Annotated in this window: 22 protein-coding genes, 1 other RNA gene and 1 riboswitch; of the genes, 2 read left to right on the top strand and 21 right to left on the bottom strand. The window is 74.8% G+C overall.

Going from position 1 to position 18680, the window contains the following annotated elements:
• Positions 1 to 98: 98 nt before the first annotated feature.
• From dhaK to rnpB, 11 genes are all read right to left on the bottom strand, one after another.
• Positions 99 to 1094: a dihydroxyacetone kinase subunit DhaK gene (gene dhaK / locus ACI798_RS03505; protein WP_457047244.1), complete on the bottom strand. Its 996-nt coding sequence runs from the start codon at positions 1092 to 1094 to the stop codon at positions 99 to 101.
• Positions 1091 to 1747, bottom strand: a complete 657-nt coding sequence (dhaL, locus tag ACI798_RS03500; protein ID WP_456941904.1) for a dihydroxyacetone kinase subunit DhaL — start codon at positions 1745 to 1747, stop codon at positions 1091 to 1093. Before dhaL ends, dhaK begins: the two co-directional genes overlap by 4 nt.
• A complete protein-coding gene (locus tag ACI798_RS03495) occupies positions 1744 to 2580 on the bottom strand; it encodes an HAD-IA family hydrolase (protein ID WP_457047243.1) in 837 nt (278 codons plus the stop codon). Before ACI798_RS03495 ends, dhaL begins: the two co-directional genes overlap by 4 nt.
• 10 nt (positions 2581 to 2590) lie before the next feature.
• Positions 2591 to 3451: a class II fructose-bisphosphate aldolase gene (locus ACI798_RS03490; RefSeq protein WP_456941902.1), complete on the bottom strand. Its 861-nt coding sequence runs from the start codon at positions 3449 to 3451 to the stop codon at positions 2591 to 2593.
• A gap of 61 nt (positions 3452 to 3512) precedes the next feature.
• Entirely contained in the window at positions 3513 to 4379 is an 867-nt protein-coding gene (locus tag ACI798_RS03485; protein ID WP_457047242.1) for a LuxR C-terminal-related transcriptional regulator, read from the bottom strand.
• Between the two features lie 146 nt (positions 4380 to 4525).
• Positions 4526 to 5098, bottom strand: coding sequence for a dihydrofolate reductase family protein (locus tag ACI798_RS03480; protein ID WP_456941900.1), 573 nt, complete (start codon positions 5096 to 5098; stop codon positions 4526 to 4528).
• 99 nt (positions 5099 to 5197) lie between these two features.
• Positions 5198 to 5626: a hypothetical protein gene (locus ACI798_RS03475; protein WP_457047241.1), complete on the bottom strand. Its 429-nt coding sequence runs from the start codon at positions 5624 to 5626 to the stop codon at positions 5198 to 5200.
• Between the two features lie 191 nt (positions 5627 to 5817).
• Positions 5818 to 6435: a dihydrofolate reductase family protein gene (locus ACI798_RS03470; RefSeq protein ID WP_457047240.1), complete on the bottom strand. Its 618-nt coding sequence runs from the start codon at positions 6433 to 6435 to the stop codon at positions 5818 to 5820.
• A 109-nt stretch (positions 6436 to 6544) separates the two neighbouring features.
• Positions 6545 to 6910 (bottom strand): YciI family protein, encoded by a 366-nt coding sequence (locus ACI798_RS03465; protein WP_456941897.1) that lies wholly within the window; start codon positions 6908 to 6910, stop codon positions 6545 to 6547.
• 242 nt (positions 6911 to 7152) lie between these two features.
• Positions 7153 to 7716 (bottom strand): dihydrofolate reductase family protein, encoded by a 564-nt coding sequence (locus ACI798_RS03460; RefSeq protein WP_457047239.1) that lies wholly within the window; start codon positions 7714 to 7716, stop codon positions 7153 to 7155.
• A gap of 204 nt (positions 7717 to 7920) precedes the next feature.
• Positions 7921 to 8332: RNase P RNA component class A (rnpB, locus tag ACI798_RS03455), an RNA gene on the bottom strand.
• Between the two features lie 125 nt (positions 8333 to 8457).
• Positions 8458 to 8617, top strand: a riboswitch (cyclic di-AMP (ydaO/yuaA leader).
• A gap of 258 nt (positions 8618 to 8875) precedes the next feature.
• Between rnpB and ACI798_RS03450 the strand changes: the two genes are divergently transcribed.
• On the top strand, positions 8876 to 9469 hold the full coding sequence (locus tag ACI798_RS03450) for a hypothetical protein (protein WP_457047238.1): 594 nt from the start codon (positions 8876 to 8878) through the stop codon (positions 9467 to 9469).
• 46 nt (positions 9470 to 9515) lie between these two features.
• Here the strand turns inward: ACI798_RS03450 and ACI798_RS03445 are convergent, their stop codons facing one another.
• Positions 9516 to 10235, bottom strand: a complete 720-nt coding sequence (locus ACI798_RS03445) for a PIG-L deacetylase family protein (protein WP_456941894.1) — start codon at positions 10233 to 10235, stop codon at positions 9516 to 9518.
• Positions 10236 to 10253: 18 nt separating this feature from the next.
• Positions 10254 to 10652, bottom strand: a complete 399-nt coding sequence (locus ACI798_RS03440; RefSeq protein ID WP_456941893.1) for a DoxX family protein — start codon at positions 10650 to 10652, stop codon at positions 10254 to 10256.
• Between the two features lie 24 nt (positions 10653 to 10676).
• On the opposite strand from ACI798_RS03440, the gene ACI798_RS03435 reads away from it, so the two are divergent.
• Positions 10677 to 11429: a sulfite exporter TauE/SafE family protein gene (locus ACI798_RS03435; RefSeq protein WP_456941892.1), complete on the top strand. Its 753-nt coding sequence runs from the start codon at positions 10677 to 10679 to the stop codon at positions 11427 to 11429.
• A 3-nt stretch (positions 11430 to 11432) separates the two neighbouring features.
• Here the strand turns inward: ACI798_RS03435 and nadA are convergent, their stop codons facing one another.
• The 8 genes from nadA to ACI798_RS03395 all read right to left on the bottom strand — a co-directional run bounded on the left by nadA (position 11433) and on the right by ACI798_RS03395 (position 18436).
• Entirely contained in the window at positions 11433 to 12464 is a 1032-nt protein-coding gene (gene nadA, locus ACI798_RS03430; RefSeq protein WP_457047237.1) for a quinolinate synthase NadA, read from the bottom strand.
• A 111-nt stretch (positions 12465 to 12575) separates the two neighbouring features.
• Positions 12576 to 13166, bottom strand: a complete 591-nt coding sequence (locus tag ACI798_RS03425) for a dihydrofolate reductase family protein (RefSeq protein WP_456941890.1) — start codon at positions 13164 to 13166, stop codon at positions 12576 to 12578.
• A gap of 190 nt (positions 13167 to 13356) precedes the next feature.
• Positions 13357 to 14451 carry a bifunctional RNase H/acid phosphatase gene (locus ACI798_RS03420; RefSeq protein ID WP_456941889.1) on the bottom strand — a complete coding sequence of 365 codons (1095 nt, stop codon included), beginning with the start codon at positions 14449 to 14451 and terminating at the stop codon, positions 13357 to 13359.
• Complete coding sequence (locus ACI798_RS03415; RefSeq protein WP_456941888.1) at positions 14448 to 15188, bottom strand: zinc ribbon domain-containing protein; 741 nt, start codon at positions 15186 to 15188, stop codon at positions 14448 to 14450. The genes ACI798_RS03420 and ACI798_RS03415 overlap by 4 nt, the downstream gene beginning before the upstream one ends.
• A 9-nt stretch (positions 15189 to 15197) precedes the next feature.
• Positions 15198 to 16853, bottom strand: a complete 1656-nt coding sequence (gene mctP / locus ACI798_RS03410) for a monocarboxylate uptake permease MctP (protein WP_456941887.1) — start codon at positions 16851 to 16853, stop codon at positions 15198 to 15200.
• 3 nt (positions 16854 to 16856) lie between these two features.
• Positions 16857 to 17141, bottom strand: a complete 285-nt coding sequence (locus ACI798_RS03405) for a DUF3311 domain-containing protein (protein WP_456941886.1) — start codon at positions 17139 to 17141, stop codon at positions 16857 to 16859.
• 16 nt (positions 17142 to 17157) lie between these two features.
• Positions 17158 to 18006 (bottom strand): Nif3-like dinuclear metal center hexameric protein, encoded by an 849-nt coding sequence (locus tag ACI798_RS03400; RefSeq protein WP_457047236.1) that lies wholly within the window; start codon positions 18004 to 18006, stop codon positions 17158 to 17160.
• 16 nt (positions 18007 to 18022) lie between these two features.
• The gene (locus ACI798_RS03395; protein WP_457047235.1) at positions 18023 to 18436 is read right to left on the bottom strand and encodes a DUF2867 domain-containing protein; all 414 of its coding nucleotides are present in this window, start codon (positions 18434 to 18436) and stop codon (positions 18023 to 18025) included.
• Between the last annotated feature and the right edge of the window lie 244 nt (positions 18437 to 18680).

Below are 18680 nucleotides of genomic sequence, written 5' to 3'. Positions count from 1 at the left end.
GTCCGGCGCGGACGTCGGACGGGGTCCTCCACCCGCTCGGCCCGCGGAGGCCCGCGGAGCCTGCCCCGGGTGGTGTGGCGCGGGTCGTGTCACCTCTCCTAGAAGACCCGGACGGCGACCTCGGCCGGCGCGGCCAGCAGACGCTCGATCTCGTCGTCGAGCCGGACGAGGGTGACCGAGGCGCCGGCCATGTCCAGCGAGGTGCAGTACTCGTTGACGTAGCTGCGCGCCACGGTGATCCCGCGCTGCTCGAGCTGCTCGTGCACGCGGCGGAAGAGGATGTACAGCTCGCTGATCGGCGTGCCGCCCAGCCCGTTGACCATGAGCGCGACCCGGTCACCGGACTCGTAGGGCAGGTCGGAGACGATCGGCTCCAGGAGCTGGTCGGCGATCTCGTCGGCGCTGACGAGCTCGCGGCGTTCCCGGCCGGGCTCGCCGTGGATGCCGACACCCATCTCGATCTTGTCGGGGCCGAGGTCGAACAGCGGCGAGCCCTTGGCCGGCGGCGTGCAGGCGGTGAGCGCGACCCCCATGGTGCGGGTGACGGAGTTGACCTTCTCCCCGATGCGCCCGAGCTCGTCGAGGTCGGCGCCCTCCTCCGCGGCGGCGCCCACGGCCTTCATGACGAAGAAGTTCCCGGCGACGCCGCGGCGGCCGACGGTGAAGGTGGAGTCCTTGACCGCGACGTCGTCGTCGATGGTGAGCACCCGGACCCGGATGCCCTCGGCCTCGGCCATCTCCCGGGCCATGTCGAACGCCATCCGGTCGCCGGTGTAGTTGTTCACCAGGAGCAGGACGCCCTTGGGCGAGGCCAGCAGCTTGGCCGTCTCGTAGACGTAGTCCATGGGCGGGGCCGCGAACACGTCGCCCGGGCAGGCGCCGTCGAGCATCCCCCGGCCGACGACCATGACGTGCGCCGGCTCGTGCCCGGACCCGGAGCCCTGGACGATCGACACCTTGTCGTCCCGGGGTGCGTCCGCGCGCATGATCAGGTTGTACTCGGGGACGTAGCGCAGGGTGCCGGGGTTGGCTCGGGCGATGCCCTCGAGCATCTCGGGGACGAAGTCCTTCGGGTCGTTCACGAACTTCTTCATGACGGCGCTCCTCCAGTCGTCCAGGTCCGGCTGACCCGGTCGGTGATCACGGCGACCGCCATCGCTCCGGCGTCGACCGAACCCCTGCTGCGCTCACCGGTGTACGACGCGCGCCCCCGCCTGGCGACCATGTCCACGGTGGCGTCGGCCGCCTCGCGGGCGGTCCCGGCGGCGGCGGCCAGCGCGGTCGCGGCGTCCGAGCCGGCGCGCAGCTCCTGCTCCAGCCGGTCGGTATAGGGCACCAGGGAGTCGAGCAGCGTCTTGTCCCCGAGGTCGGACTGCCCGCGGGTCTTGATGCCCTCGGCGGCCGCCCGCAGCATGGCCACGACCTGCTCGCCGGTCAGCTCGGCGTCGGACCCGGCGGCCATCCCGGCGCGCATGAACGCCGTGCCCCAGAGCGGGCCGGACGTGCCGCCGATCCGGGAGCTGATGACCATCCCGACCTTCTTGAGGAACGTGCCCGGGTCGCTGCGGTCCAGCCCGTCCCAGCCCTCCAGCAGCTTCTCGAAGCCGCGGGCCAGCGAGTAGCCGAAGTCGCCGTCCCCGACGACGGCGTCCAGGTCGCCGAAGTACGCCTCGTTGTCCAGGGCGGTCTGCGCGATCGTCCGCACCACCAGCTCGGTGCGGGCGAGCGAGGTCTGGGTCGAGGTCATGCGGGCTCTCCTTCCTCCGGGTCGTGCACCCGGCCGCGCGGCGGGTGTGGTGCCTCGACGGGGGCCGACAGGCACGCCTGCAGGTCGGCCAGCGTCACGTGGTCCCCGGGGCGGGCCACGCCGCGGCCGGCCAGCACCTCGATCGGCGGGCCGCCCGGGTCGCCCAGCTCCGACACCACGAGGGTGGCCTCGCCCATGTCCTCGCCGCGGGTGTAGCCGTTGACGGTGACGACGCAGCGCAGCCCGGCCGCGGTGGCGGCGAGCAGGCCGTTGCGGGAGTCCTCGACCACGAGGGTGTCGGCCGGCTCCAGACCCAGCTCGCGGACGGCGAGCAGGTAGACGTCCGGCGCGGGCTTCTTGGCCGGGACGACGTCGCCGGCGAACAGCGGCACCTCGCTCGCGACCTCCTTGCCGACGGCGCGCTCGAGCACCGCCCGCACGGACTCCTCCGCCGAGGTGGAGCAGACGGCGACCGTCCAGCCGGCGGCGAGCGCCTCGGGGATGATCCGCGCGATGCCCGACCGCGGCGGGATCCGCCCGTCGGCGACCAGTTGCCGGAAGTGCGCCGTCTTGGCCCGGTGCCACCGGGCGAGCAGCTCGGTGCGCGCTCCCTCGTCGTCGGGGATCCCGGCCTCCCGGACGAAGTCCGGGTCGGCGAACATGCTCGCCATCCGCTCCTTGCCGCCGCCGATCCGGAGCTTCTCGCCGTACTCCTCCTCGCTCCAGCGGACCGGGAGACCCAACTCCTCGAAGGTGGCGTTGAACGCGGGGAGGTGCCCGTGGCGCTCGGTGTCGGCCAGCACGCCGTCGCAGTCGAACAGCAGCGCGGTCACCGTGCTCCCCTCACCAGGCCCGCCCCGAGCCGCCGAACAGCGCGATGTGCCGGCGGGCCGTGTCGACGACGGCGGCCTTCTGGTGGGCGAACAGGGTGGGCGGGTCCCACCTGTCCTCCACCCGGGCCTGCTCCAGGTGCTCGAGGCCCGACCGCATGAAGGACTCCTTGATCGCGGTGGAGATGTTGACCTTCGCGCAGCCCCGGGAGATCAGGTCGCGGAACTGGTCGTCGGACAGGCCCGTGCCGCCGTGCAGCGCCATCGGCACCCCGGTGGCCTCGACCAGGTCGCTGACCCGCTGGTGGTCCAGCCGCGGCGCCGCCCGGTACTGGCCGTGCGCGTTGCCGATCGCCGGGGCGAAGACGTCCACGCCGGTCCGCTTGATGAAGTCGACGGCGACGTCGAGGCGGTGCAGGGTCGACGCCTCGTCCGAGCCGACGTCGTCCTCGACGCCCTCGATGCCCTCGATCTCGCCCTCGACGTGCGCGCCGAACCGCCGGGCCTCGGCGACGACCTCGATCGTCTGCTCGAGGTTGTCGGCGACGTCGAGCTCGTGCGCGTCGAACAGCACCGAGTTCCAGCCGCCGGCCAGGCAGTCGGAGATGACGTCGCGGTACGGGCAGTGGTCGAGGTGGATGCTCACCGGGACCGGGGCGTCGTGGGTCAGGGACTGCAGGATCCCCATGAGCGGGTCGCGGCCGTAGGCCCGCACGGTCTTCACCGACGTCTGGAGGATCACCGGGGCGCGTTCCTCCGCCGCCGCCTGCACGATCGCCTCGATCGTGAGGTCGTTGAGGACGTTGAACGCCGCGACGCCGTACCCCTCGGTGAAGGCGCGGTCGACGATCTCCTTGAGGGGGACCACGGGCACGACGACCACCTCCGCTGCCGTGGCTCCAGCAGCGGCGGCCGCTGTGCTGGGCTGGCCCCATTCAAGGTGCGCGGCGGCGGCCCCCGTATGGGGAAGGTTGCCCATCTCCCGCCCGGCTCCCGTCCGGCGGGAGCCAGCCGCGCTGCAGCGCCCGGACGACGGCGGCCGTCCGGCTCGCGGTGCCGCTCTTCCGGAGCACCGCCCCGACGTGCTTGTGCACCGTCTTGGGGGAGATCACCAGCCGGGCCGCCACCTCGCGGTCGCTCAGCCCGATCGCGAGCAGGCCGAGCACCTGCTGCTCGCGCCGGGTCAGCGGGCAGGCCTCGACGGTCGCCCGGGCCGGCACCCCGGGGGCGGCGGACGGCGGGACGTGGTCCGCCGCGTGCTCCCGCCGGAGGAGGCGGTCCAGCAGCGGGTCGCTCGCTGCCGCGCGCACCAGCGCGGGGACGGCCACCTGGGTGAGCTGCTCGACCGCGTCCACCTCCTCGGCCGTCAGGCGGCGCGGTTGGCCGGCGAAGGCGACGTTCACCCCGACGACCTCCCCGCGCCACCACAGCGGCACGGCCACCGCGGTCCCGTGGGCGGCCGGGTGGCCGGGCGGGAGGTGGCCGGTGCCGAGCGCGGCGTACTCGTCGACCACCACCGGCCGGCGGCGGGCGACGGCCCGGCCGGTCACCCCCTCGGCCAGGGGGAAGCGGCAGCCCAGCTGGCACGGGACGCCGATCTCGGCGACCTTCGTGTACTGCCCCTCGGCCGCGTCGACGATCGAGATGCTGCCGGCCACCGTGCCCAGCAGGTCGCCGGTGAGCACCAGGAGCCGGCGCAGGAGGGAGGGGACGCTCCGCTCGCCGTAGAGGTCGGCGACCGGCCGCACCGGCAGCAGCCGGACCGCCCCCTCGTGCGGCGGTGCCAGGGGGTCGACGCCCATGTCCCGGACCTCCGTGCGCCTGCGCCGTCGTGGACGGTGACGCGGGTGGGTCCTCGCGCGGAGGACGCCCCACCACGGAGGGGCGACGGTACTGGCCGGGGCAGGACCGGACAACGAGTTGCCGGACCGCGGACCGACCGGCGGGGTCAGCGGTGCAGCGTGGGCCGGTAGACGAGCTCCTGGATGCGGCCGTCGAACGTCCGGCTCCCGAGCAGCTCGAGGTCGAAGTCGGCCGCACCCCCGAAGACCGGCGCCGTGCCCGTCCTCCCGGTGATCACGGGGAAGACCGTCACCTGGACGCGGTCGACCAGACCCGCGGCCATGAGCGCCCGGTTCATCGCCAGGCTGCCGTGCGAGCGCAGCGGCACCGCGGACTCCTCCTTGAGCCGGGCGACGACGTCGACGGCGTCCCCGTGCTCCAGGGTCGCGTCGGGCCAGTCGAGGGGAGCCTGCAGCGTCGTCGACACGACCGTCGTCGGCATGGTCCGCATCCGGGTGTTGAGCGGGTCGGTGACCTGGGCCGGGTCCAGGAACTGCACGAACTCGCGGAAGGTGGCCGCTCCGAGGACCAGCCGCTGGTCCGCGCGGTACTGCGCGAGGCGGTGGTCGAGGAACTCCGGGCCCTCCTTGCCCCAGTAGCCGCCCCAGTCGCCGTCCTCGCCGTAGGAGCCGAAGCCGTCGAGGCTGGAGAAGACGTCGAAGGTGTAGGTGGCGGTCACGGGGCCCTCCGGGGATGTGGTCGAGCGGCTGTCAGGAGGGACCGCGGACCGCGCCGGAAATCATCGCGCCGGTCCGGGTGCGGCCCCCGCCGCGGGCGGTCAGCACTCGAGCCCGCCCTCGGCGACGCCGACGTTGACGCAGTCGAGGGTGGCGGCGAACTCCCTGCGCTCCGCTGCCGTGAGACCCCCGGGTTCGAAGCGGACGACGATCCACCCGGAGAGGTGGGCCTCCCCGGCGAACGCGCGGGCCGTGGCCACCGCGTCCTCGCGGTCCGCGAAGCGGTACATCGTCAACGTCTCGGCCCGCACCGCCTGGATGCACGGGAGGTCGGCGCCGCACAGCTCGTCCGTGGCCCACCGCGCTCCGGGCACCACGGACTCCGTCCAGGGGTCCTCGGCCCGGACCCAGCTCCCCAGGTCCACGTGCTCGCGGCCGCCGTAGAGGAAGCCGTCGCTCCCGAGGTACACGGCCAGCCCACCCACGGCCGCCCCCACGACCGCACCGGCCGCCGCCGGGACCCACCTCACCACGCGCCTCGCTCCCTCCGCCGGACCCGCACGGGCACCCGGGTACCACATCGGCGGGTCCTCGCGGCTGCTCCAGCCGGATGGCCGCATCCGGACCGCAGTGGACGCCCCCGGGACGCCCCCGGGACGCTGCCGGCACCTCCCGGCCTCGACCAGGGGAGAGCGCAGCCGCGATCAGCCGTGGGTCGCGGTCATCCCCGCGCCGATCCTGCTCCGGCTCCGACGACCCGGGGAGACGGGTCCTGGGCCCGTCGGGCGGCGTAGCGCAGCAGGACCACACCGTTGCCGAACCGCCGGGTCTCCAGGAGCTCCAGGTCGGTGGGGTCGTCGGAGGTCTCGAACAGCCGTCGCCCGCGGCCGACGACGACCGGGTTGACGTAGAGCCGGTACTGGTCGACCAGGTCCAGCCGGCGGAAGGTCTCGACCAGGTCGGCCCCGCCGAGCGTCATGTCCCCGCCGGGCTGCTGCTCGAGTGCGCGGATCTCGTCGGGGTCCACCTCCGCCCGCAGCGAGGCGTTGGGCCCGACCTCCTGCAGGGTGCGGGAGAACACGATCTTCGGCACCGCTCGCCAGATGCCGGCGAACTCACGCACGACCGCTGGGTTCTCCGGGTCCTGGTCGGCGGTCGGCCAGAACGCCTCCATGAGCTCGTAGGTGACCCGCCCCTCGATGAAGGCGCTCTGGGTCGCGAGCTGCTCGTTGAAGTGCGCGTGCAGCTCGTCGTCGACGCAGTGCCAGCTCAGGTCGTGGTCCGGCCCCTCGAAGAAACCGTCCAGCGACAGCATCATGTGCACGACGATCTTCCGCATCCGTCCTCCTGGTCCTCGCCCCGGTCCGGGAGCCGGGACCGGCGGACGCGGACGATCTCATCGGTCCCGTCCGTCGGGAGCCGCCCCGGGCGACACGGCAGAGCGCCCCCTACGCCGGTACCTCCTGGAAGGCGCGGACCTCGATCCGTGCGCCGAGCGCCCTAGACGCCTTCGCGGCCCAGGAGACGGCGGTCTCCCGGTCCGGCGCCTCGACGACCCAGAAGCCACCGAGGTACTCCGGCGCCTGCGTGTACGGCCCGTCGGCGACGGCGAGGTCGTCCCCGGTGTGGTCGACGGTGACCGCGGTCGACGGCGGGTGCAGCCCACCGGCGAAGACCAGCGCGCCGGAGGCCACCAGCTCCTCCAGGAAGGCGCCGGCCGCCGCCAGGGCGGCCTCCAGCTCGGCGGGGTCCATCGACGCCATCGTCGGTTCCTCGGCCGAGTCGTGCGGCATGGACAGCAGGTACTGCGTCACGGGTCCTCCCGGGTCGTCGCCGCGGCCCGTCCGGCCGCCCCCACGAGAGAGGACCCCGGTCGCTGCGGCGACTCATCGGTCGGGTCCCGCCGGTGAGGGTCGGGTCGCGGGCACACCGACAGCCACCTGACACCGGATCCGGACGACCGGACGCCGTCGACCCGGTCGTGCGCGGGTCGGCGGGGAGCGTCGACCGCTGCCTGCCACGTGCCCCTGGCGGCGGCTCCAGGGACCGTCGCGCCTCAGTGCCTGGTCTCGTACCTGGTCAGGAGCACGCCGTCGGGGAACGTCCGGGTCTCGACCAGGGTCAGGTCCACCCAGTTGTCCAGCGCCGTGAAGAACGGCGTGCCCCCGCCCACCAGGACCGGGTGGGTGACGATCGCGTACTCGTCGACCAGCCCGGCCCGCATGGCCGCCGCGGCGAGGGTGGCGCCGCCGACGTCCATGGGACCGCCGTCCTCGGTCTTGAGTCGGGCGATCTCGGAGACGGCGTCGCCGGTGACCAGGCGGGCGTTCCCGTCGACCGCGCTGATCGTGGAGGAGAACACCACCTTCGGCATGTCCCGCCAGCGGCGGGCGAACTCGATCTGCGCCGGTGTGGCGCCGGGCTGCTGGTCGGCGGTGGGCCAGTGGGAACTCATCCCCTCCCACAGCCTGCGCCCGTACAGCGCCAGGCCCGTCGCCCCCACCCGGTCGGACCACCACTGGAACAGCTCGTCGCTCGGCACGCTCCAGCCGAGGTCGTCACCGGGCGCGGCGATGTAGCCGTCCAGGCTCGCGTTCATGCCGAAGGCGAGTTTCCGCATGGCGTCATGCCTCCCGTGAGTCGGTTCGGCGTACAGACCAGCACGGCGCGGGGAACTGATCGGTCAGGCCACACCGAGGGCCGGCCGCCGCACGGCGTCCCCGCGGCCGTCTCACGACCCGCGGCGCGCCGCGCCTGGCTCGGTGGCGTGACGTGCACTCCCTGTCGCCCCCTGGACGCACGGGTCCAGGTCGGCGGCGGGCGACGGACGAGTCGGCCTGTACGCCGGGTTCTGTCCTCGGGCGCCTCGCGGCCTCCCGATGGGCGGTCATCCATCTAGGCCCGCCGTTGCCGGCGGGCTCGAGCGGTCCACCCGCAGGCTCGGGCGGGCAGCCCTCGAACGCCTGCGCAGGACGGCGTCCGGTCGCCCAGCCGCCGCCCCTTCTCGACCTTGCTCCGGGTGGGGTTTACCGAGCCGCACCGGTCACCCGGTGCGCTGGTGGTCTCTTACACCACCGTTTCACCCTCACCAGCAGCGAACTGCTGGCGGTCTGTTCTCTGTGGCACTGTCCCGCGGGTCACCCCGGGTCGCCGTTAGCGACCACCCTGCCCTGTGGAGCCCGGACGTTCCTCGGCGGCGGGGTCTCCCCCGCCGACGCGACCGCCCGGCCGACTCGTCCGTCGTGCCGACCAGTCTACGGACCCTCTCAGCGGAACTCATGAGTCCGCGCTGCGGGCCCCGGCGGACGCTCCTACGGTGGCTGCGTCCGGCCGGTCGTCACGTCCTCCACCGGGGGAGCCGAGCCGGGTGCCGCCGAGTCACGGCCACCGCGGGTGGCCGCGAGCCGGGGACCCACCGCACCACCGGGGTGAGTCCCACCTCCCGAGCCCCGGGAGGGGGTAGGGCGCAGATCCCCGCCCGAACCCGTCAGCTGACCCGGTAGGCGGCCACGGGAGAACGGAGAACCACCACGGGGTGCGCCGACGGCGCCTGCCCCGGCGTGCCCCGCCCCCTGCGACGAGCGCCGCGACCCGCCCACCTCCGCCGGTCGCCGCCCTCCACGGACCGGAACCGACCGCCCTGGCGTCGGCCTGCCCTCCAGCAGTCGCCCGCCGCCCGGCCGCGCGCCGGCCCGTCCCGCAGGTCCCCCTCACGCGACGGGTGACCGCCGAGCCACGGACGGCGCCGCGCGACACCGACGTCAGGAGCTCTCCTCGTCATGCCCTCCAGCAGCAAGCGCACGATCCGCCGCACCCTCACCGCCGGCGCCCTCGCCGTCGCCTTCGGGCTCACCGGCCAGTCGGCGGCCCAGGCCGACTGGGACGGTCCCCGCCGCGACCGGTCGGACAGCTGGTCCCAGGACCGGGGAGGAGCCGCGGCGCCCGCGGCCCCCGCCGCACCGGCCGCGGCCCCCGCCGCACCGGCCGCGGCCCCCGCCGCCGCGGCGGCGGTGTCCACGAACCTCACCGGCAGGCCGACCGCCTCCTCGACCTCCTACAGCGCCTGGGCGGCGCACGTCCGCCCGGTCGTCGCCGAGGTCGCGCAGCGGTTCGGGGTGTCCACCGTGCTGACCCGCCCCGGGCACTCCCCCACCCAGCAGCTCGCCGCGGACTTCATGGTCTACGCCGACTCCGCCAAGGGGAACGCCGTCGCCCAGTACGTCGTCGACAACGCCTCGCGCCTCGGCGTCGACTACGTCATCTGGAGGCAGCGGATCCTCGTGATCGGGAGCGGCGGCTGGCGGGCGATGGAGGACCGCGGGTCCCCCACGGCCAACCACATGGACCACGTCCACGTGAGCTTCAACCCCTGACCGCCCCGGACGCGGCCCCGGGAGCTCCCCGGGGCCGCGTCCGGCGTCAGCCGGCGTACAACGCGAAGCCGGCCACCCGCCGGCCGTCGACGACCGGGGTCGCCATGTCGACCTGTCGCCGTGCCTGCTCCTCGACCGGGTCGGCCGACAGCGCCTCCAGGTAGCGGCGGTGCTCGGCCAGCGAGGCCACCGCCCGGTCGACGACGTCGGTCACGTCGACGGTGTGCGTGACCCCCACCGGCGTGGAGACGGCGGTCCAGCGCACCCCGCGCCACGGTTCCGGGTCGGCGAGCTCGGCGAAGATCCACTCGTTGGCCGCGTCGCCGACGGCGTCGACCACCGCCCGGCCCAGCACCCGGTGGTCGGCGCTGTTCCAGTAGCCGAGCGCGGAGCCGGGCGGCGTCCACGTGTCGCCGAAGTGCAGCGTCACCACGAGGTCGGGCCGGTGACGCCGGATCGCCGCCGCGATCGCCCGCCGCAGGTCCAGCCCCTCGGTCAGCCGGCCGTCGGGGTGGCCGAGGAACTCGACCACCGACACGCCGACCACCGCCGCCGCGGCCCGCTGCTCGCGCTCGCGCAGCGGCCCGGCGGCCTCCGGCGGCAGCCCGGCGATGCCGGCCTCGCCGCTGGTGGCCATCACGTACCGGACGTCGCGCCCGGCCGCCGTCCACGCCGCGACGGCGGCCGCGCAGCCGTACTCCACGTCGTCGGGGTGGGCGACGACGACCAGGGCGCGCTGCCAGTCCTCGGGGAACGCCTCCGCCATGCGGGCAGTCTGCCGGGCTCAGCGCCGGCGTCGGCCGGGGGCGCGGCCGCTGACGCCCCGGTGTCCCCGGGCCACGCGCAGCGCTGCGGCGATCATCGGCGCCTGCAGCGGCAGCCGGACCGCCGCCGCGGCCACCAGCGCAGGCCGCCCGCGCGCCACCCGGAAGTGGTGCAGGTGGGCCGGCACGAACGCGGCCAGCAGCACGGCCGCGGCCCATCCCCCGGCCCGGCGGCTCGCCGGCGCGGCCAGCAGTGCCGCGGTGCCGACCTCGGCGACCCCGCTGCCGAGCACCCAGGCGCGGGCGTCGCCGAGCTCGGGCGGGACCAGCCACTCGAACGTCCGCGGCCGCACGAGGTGCAGCACGCCGGAGCCGCCGAGGGCGGCGGCCAGCCAGGTCGCCGGGGCCGGGGGTCGCATGCGCCGACCGTAGGCTGGCGCTCCGTGACGGCCGCCGACCTCCTGATCGCGGCCGCGGTGGCCCTGGGCGCGGGAGCGGTCAACTCGATCGCCGGCGGCGGGTCGCTGATCCTCTTCCCCACCCTGGTCGGGCTGGGCCTGGGGACGGTGGCGGCCAACGTCACCAACTCGGTCGCGCAGTGGCCCGGCTACCTCGGCGGGATGGCCGGGTTCCGCCGCGAGTACGCCGGCCAGCGCGGGCGGCTGGTCCGGCTGGGCGCCGTCTCCGCGCTGGGCGGCGTCGCCGGCAGCGTGCTGCTGCTGACCACCCCGAGCGAGGCCTTCGACGTCGTCGTGCCCGTGCTCGTGCTGCTGGCCAGCCTGCTGCTGGCGGTGCAGCCGCTGCTCACCCGCCGGCTGCGCGACCGCGACGACGGCGCCGCCCGCGACCCGTGGTGGCTGTACCTCGCGCTGTTCCTCGCCACCGTCTACGGCGGCTACTTCGGCGGCGCGCTCGGCGTCATCCTCGTCGGGGTCCTCGGGACGGCGCTGCACCGGCTGCCGCTGGCCAACGCGCTCAAGTCCGCGCTGTCCGCGGTGACGGCGACGGTCACGCTGGTCGTGTTCGGTGTCTTCGGGCCGGTCGCCTGGCAGGTGGTCGCCGTCGCGGCGCCGGCCAGCCTGGTCGGCGGGTTCCTCGGCGCCCGGGTCGCCAGCCGCATCCCCGCGACGCCGCTGCGGGTGCTGATCGTCGTCTTCGGCGTCGCGGTGTCGGTCTACCTCTTCACGCGGATCTGAGCGTCACTCACCGCCGCGGCCGGGCTCGCCGATGGCGATCATCGCCTCGACGGCGCGGCGGGCGTGGGCGGCGGTCTCCGGGTCGACGTCGACCGCGCCCTCGCCGGTGCGCAGCGTGTGCAGCAGCTTGGCCGGGGTGATCATCTTCATGTAGCGGCAGGCCGCGCGGCTGTTCATCGGGATGAACGCCGTCCCGCTGTTGAGCGCCCGCAGCTGGTGCAGGATGCCGACCTCGGTGGCCACCAGCACCTGGCCCGACGAGGTCCGCGCAGCGGCCTCGACCATGCCGCCGGTGGACAGCACGCGGGTGCGGTCGGCGGGCAGGTCGCCGTGGCTGACCAGGTCGAGGACCGAGGTGGTGCAGCCGCACTCGGGGTGCACGAGGATCTCGGCGTCCGGGTGCGCGGCGACCTGCGCGCGGACGTCGGCCGGGCTGATGCCCGCGTGCACGTGGCACTCCCCCGCCCAGACGTGGATGTCCTGACGCCCGGTCACGCGCTTGACGTGCGCGCCGAGGAACTGGTCGGGACAGAACAGGATCTCGCGGTCCTCGGGGATGGAGCGGATGACGTCGGCGGCGTTCGACGACGTGCAGCAGATGTCGGTCTCCGCCTTCACCGCGGCGGTGGTGTTCACGTAGCTGACGACGACGGCGCCGGGGTGCTCGGCCTTCCACTCGCGCAGCTGCTCCGCGGTGATCGAGTCGGCCAGGGAGCAGCCGGCGGCGTGGTCGGGCAGCAGCACCGTCTTGTCCGGCGAGAGGATCTTCGCCGTCTCGGCCATGAAGTGGACGCCGCAGAAGACGATCTCGCGGGCGTCGGTCTGCGCCGCGACCCGCGACAGGTAGAGCGAGTCACCGGTGAAGTGGGCGACGTCCTGGATCTCGGGCACCTGGTAGTTGTGCGCGAGCACCACCGCACCGCGCTCGTCGGCGAGCCGGCGGACCTCCGCCGCCCAGCTCTCGTACTCGGCGGGAGACAGGGTGCGCTCGTCGCCGGCGACGGTGGTGGTGGCGGGCGCGATGGTCGCGGTCACGGGGCTCCTCGGGATGCGGGGGGCTCATCGTCCCCGGAGCGCCGCGGCGGGCGGCGGCGGGGTGTCCGGTACAACGCCGGACCCCCGGGCCCGCTTCCCGTCCCGACGACGTCAGCGCCGCACGTCGTAGAGCAGGTGGGTCACCCGCCTGCCCTGCACCACCACCGGGTCCTCGAACGGGATCTCCGGCGGGCCGCCGGCGCCGAAGTACGGCCGGCCCGAGCCCAGGACCACCGGGACCAGGGCCAGCACCACCCGGTCGACCAGGCCGGCCCGCAGCGCCTGCCCGCCGACGTCCCCGGCGCTCACCGTGACGTCCCGGTCGCCGGCGAGCTCCCTCGCCCGCTCGATCGCGGCCGGCACGTCGGGCGCGAAGGTGAACGGCGCGGTGCCCCGGTGCGGCCAGTCGTCGGCCGGCCGGTGGGTGACCACGACGACGTGCTCGCCGTTCGGGGGCACGCCGCCCCAGCCGTCGGTGATGTCGAACAGCCGGCGCCCGCACACCATGACGCCCACCCGGGTGGCCATGTCGGTGAGGAACTCCGCCGTCTCCGCCGTCACGTGGAAGGGCCGGTCCGGGTCGCTGAAGGTCATCTCGACGTCGCCGTTCGCGTACCAGTCGAACAGCGGCCCCGGCATGTCGTCGTCCCGCCCGACGTACCCGTCCAGCGACACCGCCGCGAACAGCACCACCCGCCCCATGGCGCACCTCCTCGGTCCCGGCTCCGGGGTGGAGCCGCCTGGAGGGGAGACCGGCGGGCGGTCGTCAACTCATCGGTTGACGACGGGCTCAGTGACCCGCCGGCGCAGGCTCCCCTGCCGAGATCCCGTGATCTCGACGTCTAGAGGCCTCTGCGACGTCGAGATCACGGGATCTCGACGGGACGGCGCCTCAGCGCAGGTGGGCGGTGTCGTTCACCAGGCGGACCGAGGTGCGGCCGTCGGAGCTCCACGCCACCGTCGACAGCGACGCCGCCTCCAGGAAGACCCGGTGCACCACCTCGTCGCCGGTGCCGAGGCCCGCGGCCAGCAGCAGCTTGATCGGCGTCACGTGGCTGACCACGAGCACCGTCCTCCCGGCGTGCCGCTCGAGCAGCCGCTTCCTCGCCCGGGCCACCCGCCGCGACACGTCGGCCACCGACTCGCCTCCCGGCGCGGCCACCGTCACGTCGGCCGTGAACCGTCGGGCGGCCAGCGGGTGCCGCCGCTGCGCCTCGGTGGCGGTGAGCCCCTCGAGGTCGCCGAAGTCGAGCTCGACCAGGTCGTCGTCGATCTCCACCGGCAGGCCCAGCGCGCCGGCCACGACCTCCGCGGTCTCCCGGGTGCGGCGCAGCGGCGAGGCGACCACGACCTCGATGCCCAGCTCCTTCGCCCGGACGGCGGCCGCCTCCGCCTCCGCCCGCCCGGTGGCCGACAGCGGCAGCTCGTTGCGGCCGCTGTACCGGCGCTCGGGGGTGTGCTCGGTGCGCCCGTGGCGGAGCAGGTGCGTCACCGTGGTGACGACGGGGGCGGGCTCGGCGGCCGGCTGGACGTCGTCCCCGGCCACCGACGGCTCGGCGGCGGCGTCGCGGTGCACCGGCCGGCCGTCCATCGCGCTGTTGGCCAGGGCGTCGGCGGCGCCGTTCTGCGCGCGCGGCACCCACGTGTAGCGGACGCTGCCCAGCTGCCGGGCGATGTCGCGGGCCTGGACGGCGAGCTTCTGCATGTCCGGGTGCTTGATCTTCCAGCGGCCCGACATCTGCTCGACGACGAGCTTGGAGTCCATCCGCACCTCGACGTCGGCGCTCGCATCGAGGTCCAGCGCCGCCTGCAGCCCGGCCACCAGCCCGCCGTACTCGGCGACGTTGTTCGTCGCCCGGCCCACCGACGCCGCGCGCTCGGCGAGCACCCGCCCGGTGGCGGCGTCGCGGACCAGCGCGCCGTAGCCGGCCGGGCCCGGGTTGCCCCGCGAGCCGCCGTCCGCCTCGACGACCAGCTTGCGGTTCACAGGCCCGACTCGCCGGTGCGCACGAGGATCCGGCCGCAGTTCTCGCAGCGGACCACCTCGTGGGGGTCGGCGTTGCGGACGGCGGCCAGCTCCTTGCCGAACAGCTCGATGCGGCAGCCCTGGCACTGCCGGGCCTTGAGCATCGCCGCGCCCGTGGTGCCGGTCTGGGTGCGGATGCGGTCGTAGAGCGCCAGCAGCGGGGCGGAGAGGCCACCGGCGACCTCCGCGCGCCGCGCCTCGTGCCGGGCGGTGGAGTCGGCGATGTCGGCGAGGGCGTCGTCGCGCAGCTGCTCGGCCCGCTCCCGGTCGGCGACGGCGGAGGCGCGGCCGGACTGCGCGTCGGCCAGCGCGGCGTCCGCGGTCTCCCGGCGCTCCATGAGCTCGAGCACCTGGTCCTCCAGGTCGGACTGCCGCCGCGCGAGCGACTGCAGCTCCGACTGCAGCGAGGTGATCTCCTTCGGCGTCGCCGCGCCGGAGTCGATCCGCGACCGGTCGCGGTCGGCCCGCTGCCGGACGGTGTCGACGTCGGCCTCGAGCCGCTTCTGCTCGCGGTCGAGGTCGCGCACCTCGGTCTCCGCGCGGACCTCGGCCTCGGCGAAGGTCCGCTCGGACTCCGCGGCGGCCTCGACCGCGGCGACCTCCGGCAGCGTGCGCTTCCGGTGGGCGAGCTGGGTGAGCGCGACGTCCTCGTCGGCCAGGGCCAGCAGCTTCTGCTGCTCGAAGTGGTCGGCCTTCACCCACTCAACCTACCTGCGCCCGCTGGCCTCCCCCGTCGCGCCGCGACCCGCGCCGGGCGGCGCGGACTCCAGCGGGTCGGGCAGGTCGCGGAAGGTCGGGTCCTCCCGCTCGGCGGTGTAGTCGCTCTCCGCCGTGCCGTCGACGCCGTCGTCCACCTTGGCCGCGCGCAGCGCCACCGTCACCAGCACGGTGACCAGCAGGTTGACCAGCAGCGCGAGCAGGCCGGTGTAGACGGTGTAGGTGGTGTCCAGGCCGAGCTTCGACAACGCGAACGACGACCCGCCGAAGTGCTCGCGGACGACCTCCTGGTTCGGTCCGAGCCGCGGGGTGTTGTAGAGCATCAGCAGGCCGGCGGCCATGCCGGCGACCCAGCCGGCGATCAGCCCGCCGCGGTGCATCCACCGGGTGTAGAGGCCCAGCGCCACCGACGGCAGCGTCTGCAGGATGATCACGCCACCGATGAGCTGCAGGTCGATGGAGAACTGCGGGTCGATGAACAGGATGGCCGCGACCGCGCCGACCTTCACCACCAGTGAGGTCACCTTCGCGACCTGCGCCTCCTGCCGCGGGGTCGCGTCCTTCTTGAGGAACTCCTTGTAGATGTTGCGGGTGAACAGGTTCGCCGCGGCGATCGACATGATCGCCGCCGGCACCAGCGCGCCGATGCCGATGGCGGCGAAGGCGATGCCAGCGAACCAGCTCGGGAACATCTCCTGGAACAGCACCGGGACGACCGTGTTGCCGTCCTCGCCGATCGGCGTCACGCCGGCCGCGATCGCCATGAAGCCCAGCAGCGCGATGAAGCCCAGTGCCAGGCTGTAGACCGGCAGCGCGCTCATGTTGCGCTTGAGCACGTCGCGGTTGCTGGCCGCCAGCAGCCCGGTGATCGAGTGCGGGTAGAGGAACAGCGCCAGCGCCGAGCCCAGCGCCAGGGTGGCGTAGCCGAGCTGGCCGCTCGCCGGGAGGAGCAGCCCCGCCCCCGTGCCGGCGGAGAACTTCTCCTCCGCGGCCCCGAAGATCGCGTCCCACCCGCCGAGCTTCGACGGGATGACGATGACCGCCACGATGATCGTCAGGTAGATCAACGTGTCCTTGACGAAGGCGATCAGCGCCGGTGCCCGCAGCCCGGAGTTGTACGTGTAGAGCGCCAGGATCACGAACGCGACGATGAGCGGCAGCTCGCCCTCGACGCCCATCGCCTTGAGGATCGCCTCGATGCCGACCAGCTGGAGGGCGATGTAGGGCATCGTCGCGACGATCCCGGTGAGGGCCACCAGCAGAGCCATCGTCGGGGAGTCGAACCGGGAGCGCACGAAGTCGGCCGGCGTCACGAACCCGCGCACGTGGCTGACCGACCACAGCCGGATGACGACCAGGAAGACCAGCGGGTAGATCACGACCGTGTACGGGACGGCGAAGAACCCGGCCGCCCCGGCGCCGAACATCAGCGCGGGGACCGCGACGAAGGTGTAGGCGGTGTACAGGTCACCGCCCAGCAGGAACCAGGTGATCCAGGTGCCGAAGCTGCGCCCGCCCAGCCCCCACTCGTCCAGGTGCATGAGGCTCTCCGCCCGCCGCCAGCGCGACGCGACGAACCCCATCACCGTGACGACCAGGAACAGGACGACGACGATCGTCAGCTCGACGACGTTGACCCCGTCCACGGCTCAGCGCTTCCTGTCCCGCTCGATGGCGGCACGGGCGGCGGCCTGCTCCGCCGGGCTGCGCCGGGTGGCGCGGTAGACGACCACGGTGGTCAGCACGCCCAGCCCGACGAACAGCAGCTGCAGCCAGTAGAAGAACGGCCAGCCGAACAGGGTCGGCTCGACGCGGTTGTACAGCGGCACCAGCAGCGGCACCACGATCGGGACCAGCAGCAGCCAGTTCCAGGGGCTGCGGTCGCTCCTCCGGGGGACCGCACCCCCCGTCGGCGGTCGTTCGGCGGTGGCCACGGCGCCCCTCCCCGTCTCAGCCGGCCGTGCGGGCCGGGTCCCCTCCTGCCGTCCGGTCCCGGTGCACCGTCCACGGGTCGGTGCGGCGCCGGGAGGCGACCGCCTCGACCCTGCCGGACAGGTCCGTGGCCAGCACGTCGGCGACCACGGGCACCCAGGGCCACTCGGACGCGAAGTGTGCCACGTCACACAAGGCCGGTCCTGCCGCCTCCCCGGACTCGGAGACCGGGTGGTGCCGCAGGTCGCTGGTGAGGAGGACGTCGGCGCCGGCCGCCGTCGCCTCGGGCAGCAGCGAGCCGCCGCTGCCCCCGCAGACGGCGACGGTGCGCACCGGCCGGTCCGGGTCCCCGGCCGCGCGGACCCCGCCCGCGGTCTCCGGCAGGACGGCCGCGGCGTGCGCGGCGAACCCGGCCAGCGTCGTCGGCTGCGCCAGCTCCCCCACCCGGCCGAGCCCGGCGCGGGAGCCCGGTGCGACCGGCTGCAGCGGGCGGGTGCCGGTCAGCCCGAGGACGGCGGCCAGCGCGTCGTTGACGCCGGCGTCGGGGGCGCGGTCGGCGTTGGTGTGCGCGACGAACAGCCCGCAACCGGCGCGCACCAGCCGGTGCACCAGCCGCCCCTTCGGGTCGTCGGCGGGGACGCCGTGCACCGGGGTGAGGAACAGCGGGTGGTGGGTGACCAGCAGCCCGGCGCCGAGCTCGAGCGCCTCGTCGACGACGGCGGCCACCGGGTCGACGGCGACCAGCACCCGCTCCACCGGCTCGGCGGGGTCCCCGCAGACCAGGCCGACGGCGTCCCAGCCCTCCGCGAGCGCCGGGTCGTAGCGGGCCTCCAGCGCGGCGACGACCTCGCCCAGGATGGCGGTCACGGGCGCCGACCCTAGGTCAGACCCCCGGCCGCGCGGTCAGCCGCCGCAGCACCTCGGGCAGGAACCGGCGGCGGAAGGGCCGCGTCAGCGCGAGCCGGGCCCGGCCGAGCGCGTCGTACCGCTGCGCGACGGTCACCGCCACCAGCTCGTGCCACCCGGCGACCGGCCGCACGTGCAGCACCAGCCGCAGGTCCAGGTGCCGGTCCCCGCCGCCGGCGACCACCGTGTCCGCCGTCGCCGCGCGGACCGTCCACGGGGTGCGCCGCCCGGCCGGCGCGCGCGCCGGCGACCGGTCCGCGGCCGGGCCGACCAGCGCCCACCACTCGCGGGCGTCGACCGGGGACCCGGCCGGCAGCGGCACGGTGAAGGCGTCGGTCGCGTCCGGGGCGGCCAGGCCCGCGGCCGCGACCAGGCCGGGCGGTGCGAGCACCGGGCGGACCCGGGTGGCCGGGTGGCCACGCAGGCCCCGGGGACCGCTCCGGACGGGGCGTTCGTCACCGGGTCGGGCGTGGATGTCCACGGTGGGCCTCCGTAGGCGGGGGACGGCTCCGGCCACCGTGGCGCACAGGAGTCCGGGCGGACGAGGACGTCCGCGACCGTCGGGGTCCGCCGCGCTGCCCCCGCCGCCGCGTCGCCACGTGCCGTGCCCCGCCGGTGCCGACGCGCTGCCGGAC

The organism is Geodermatophilus sp. SYSU D01045, assembly GCF_054050295.1.
The sequence above is the reverse complement of the archived record's forward strand: the minus strand, read 5'-3'. Positions and strand labels throughout refer to the sequence as shown.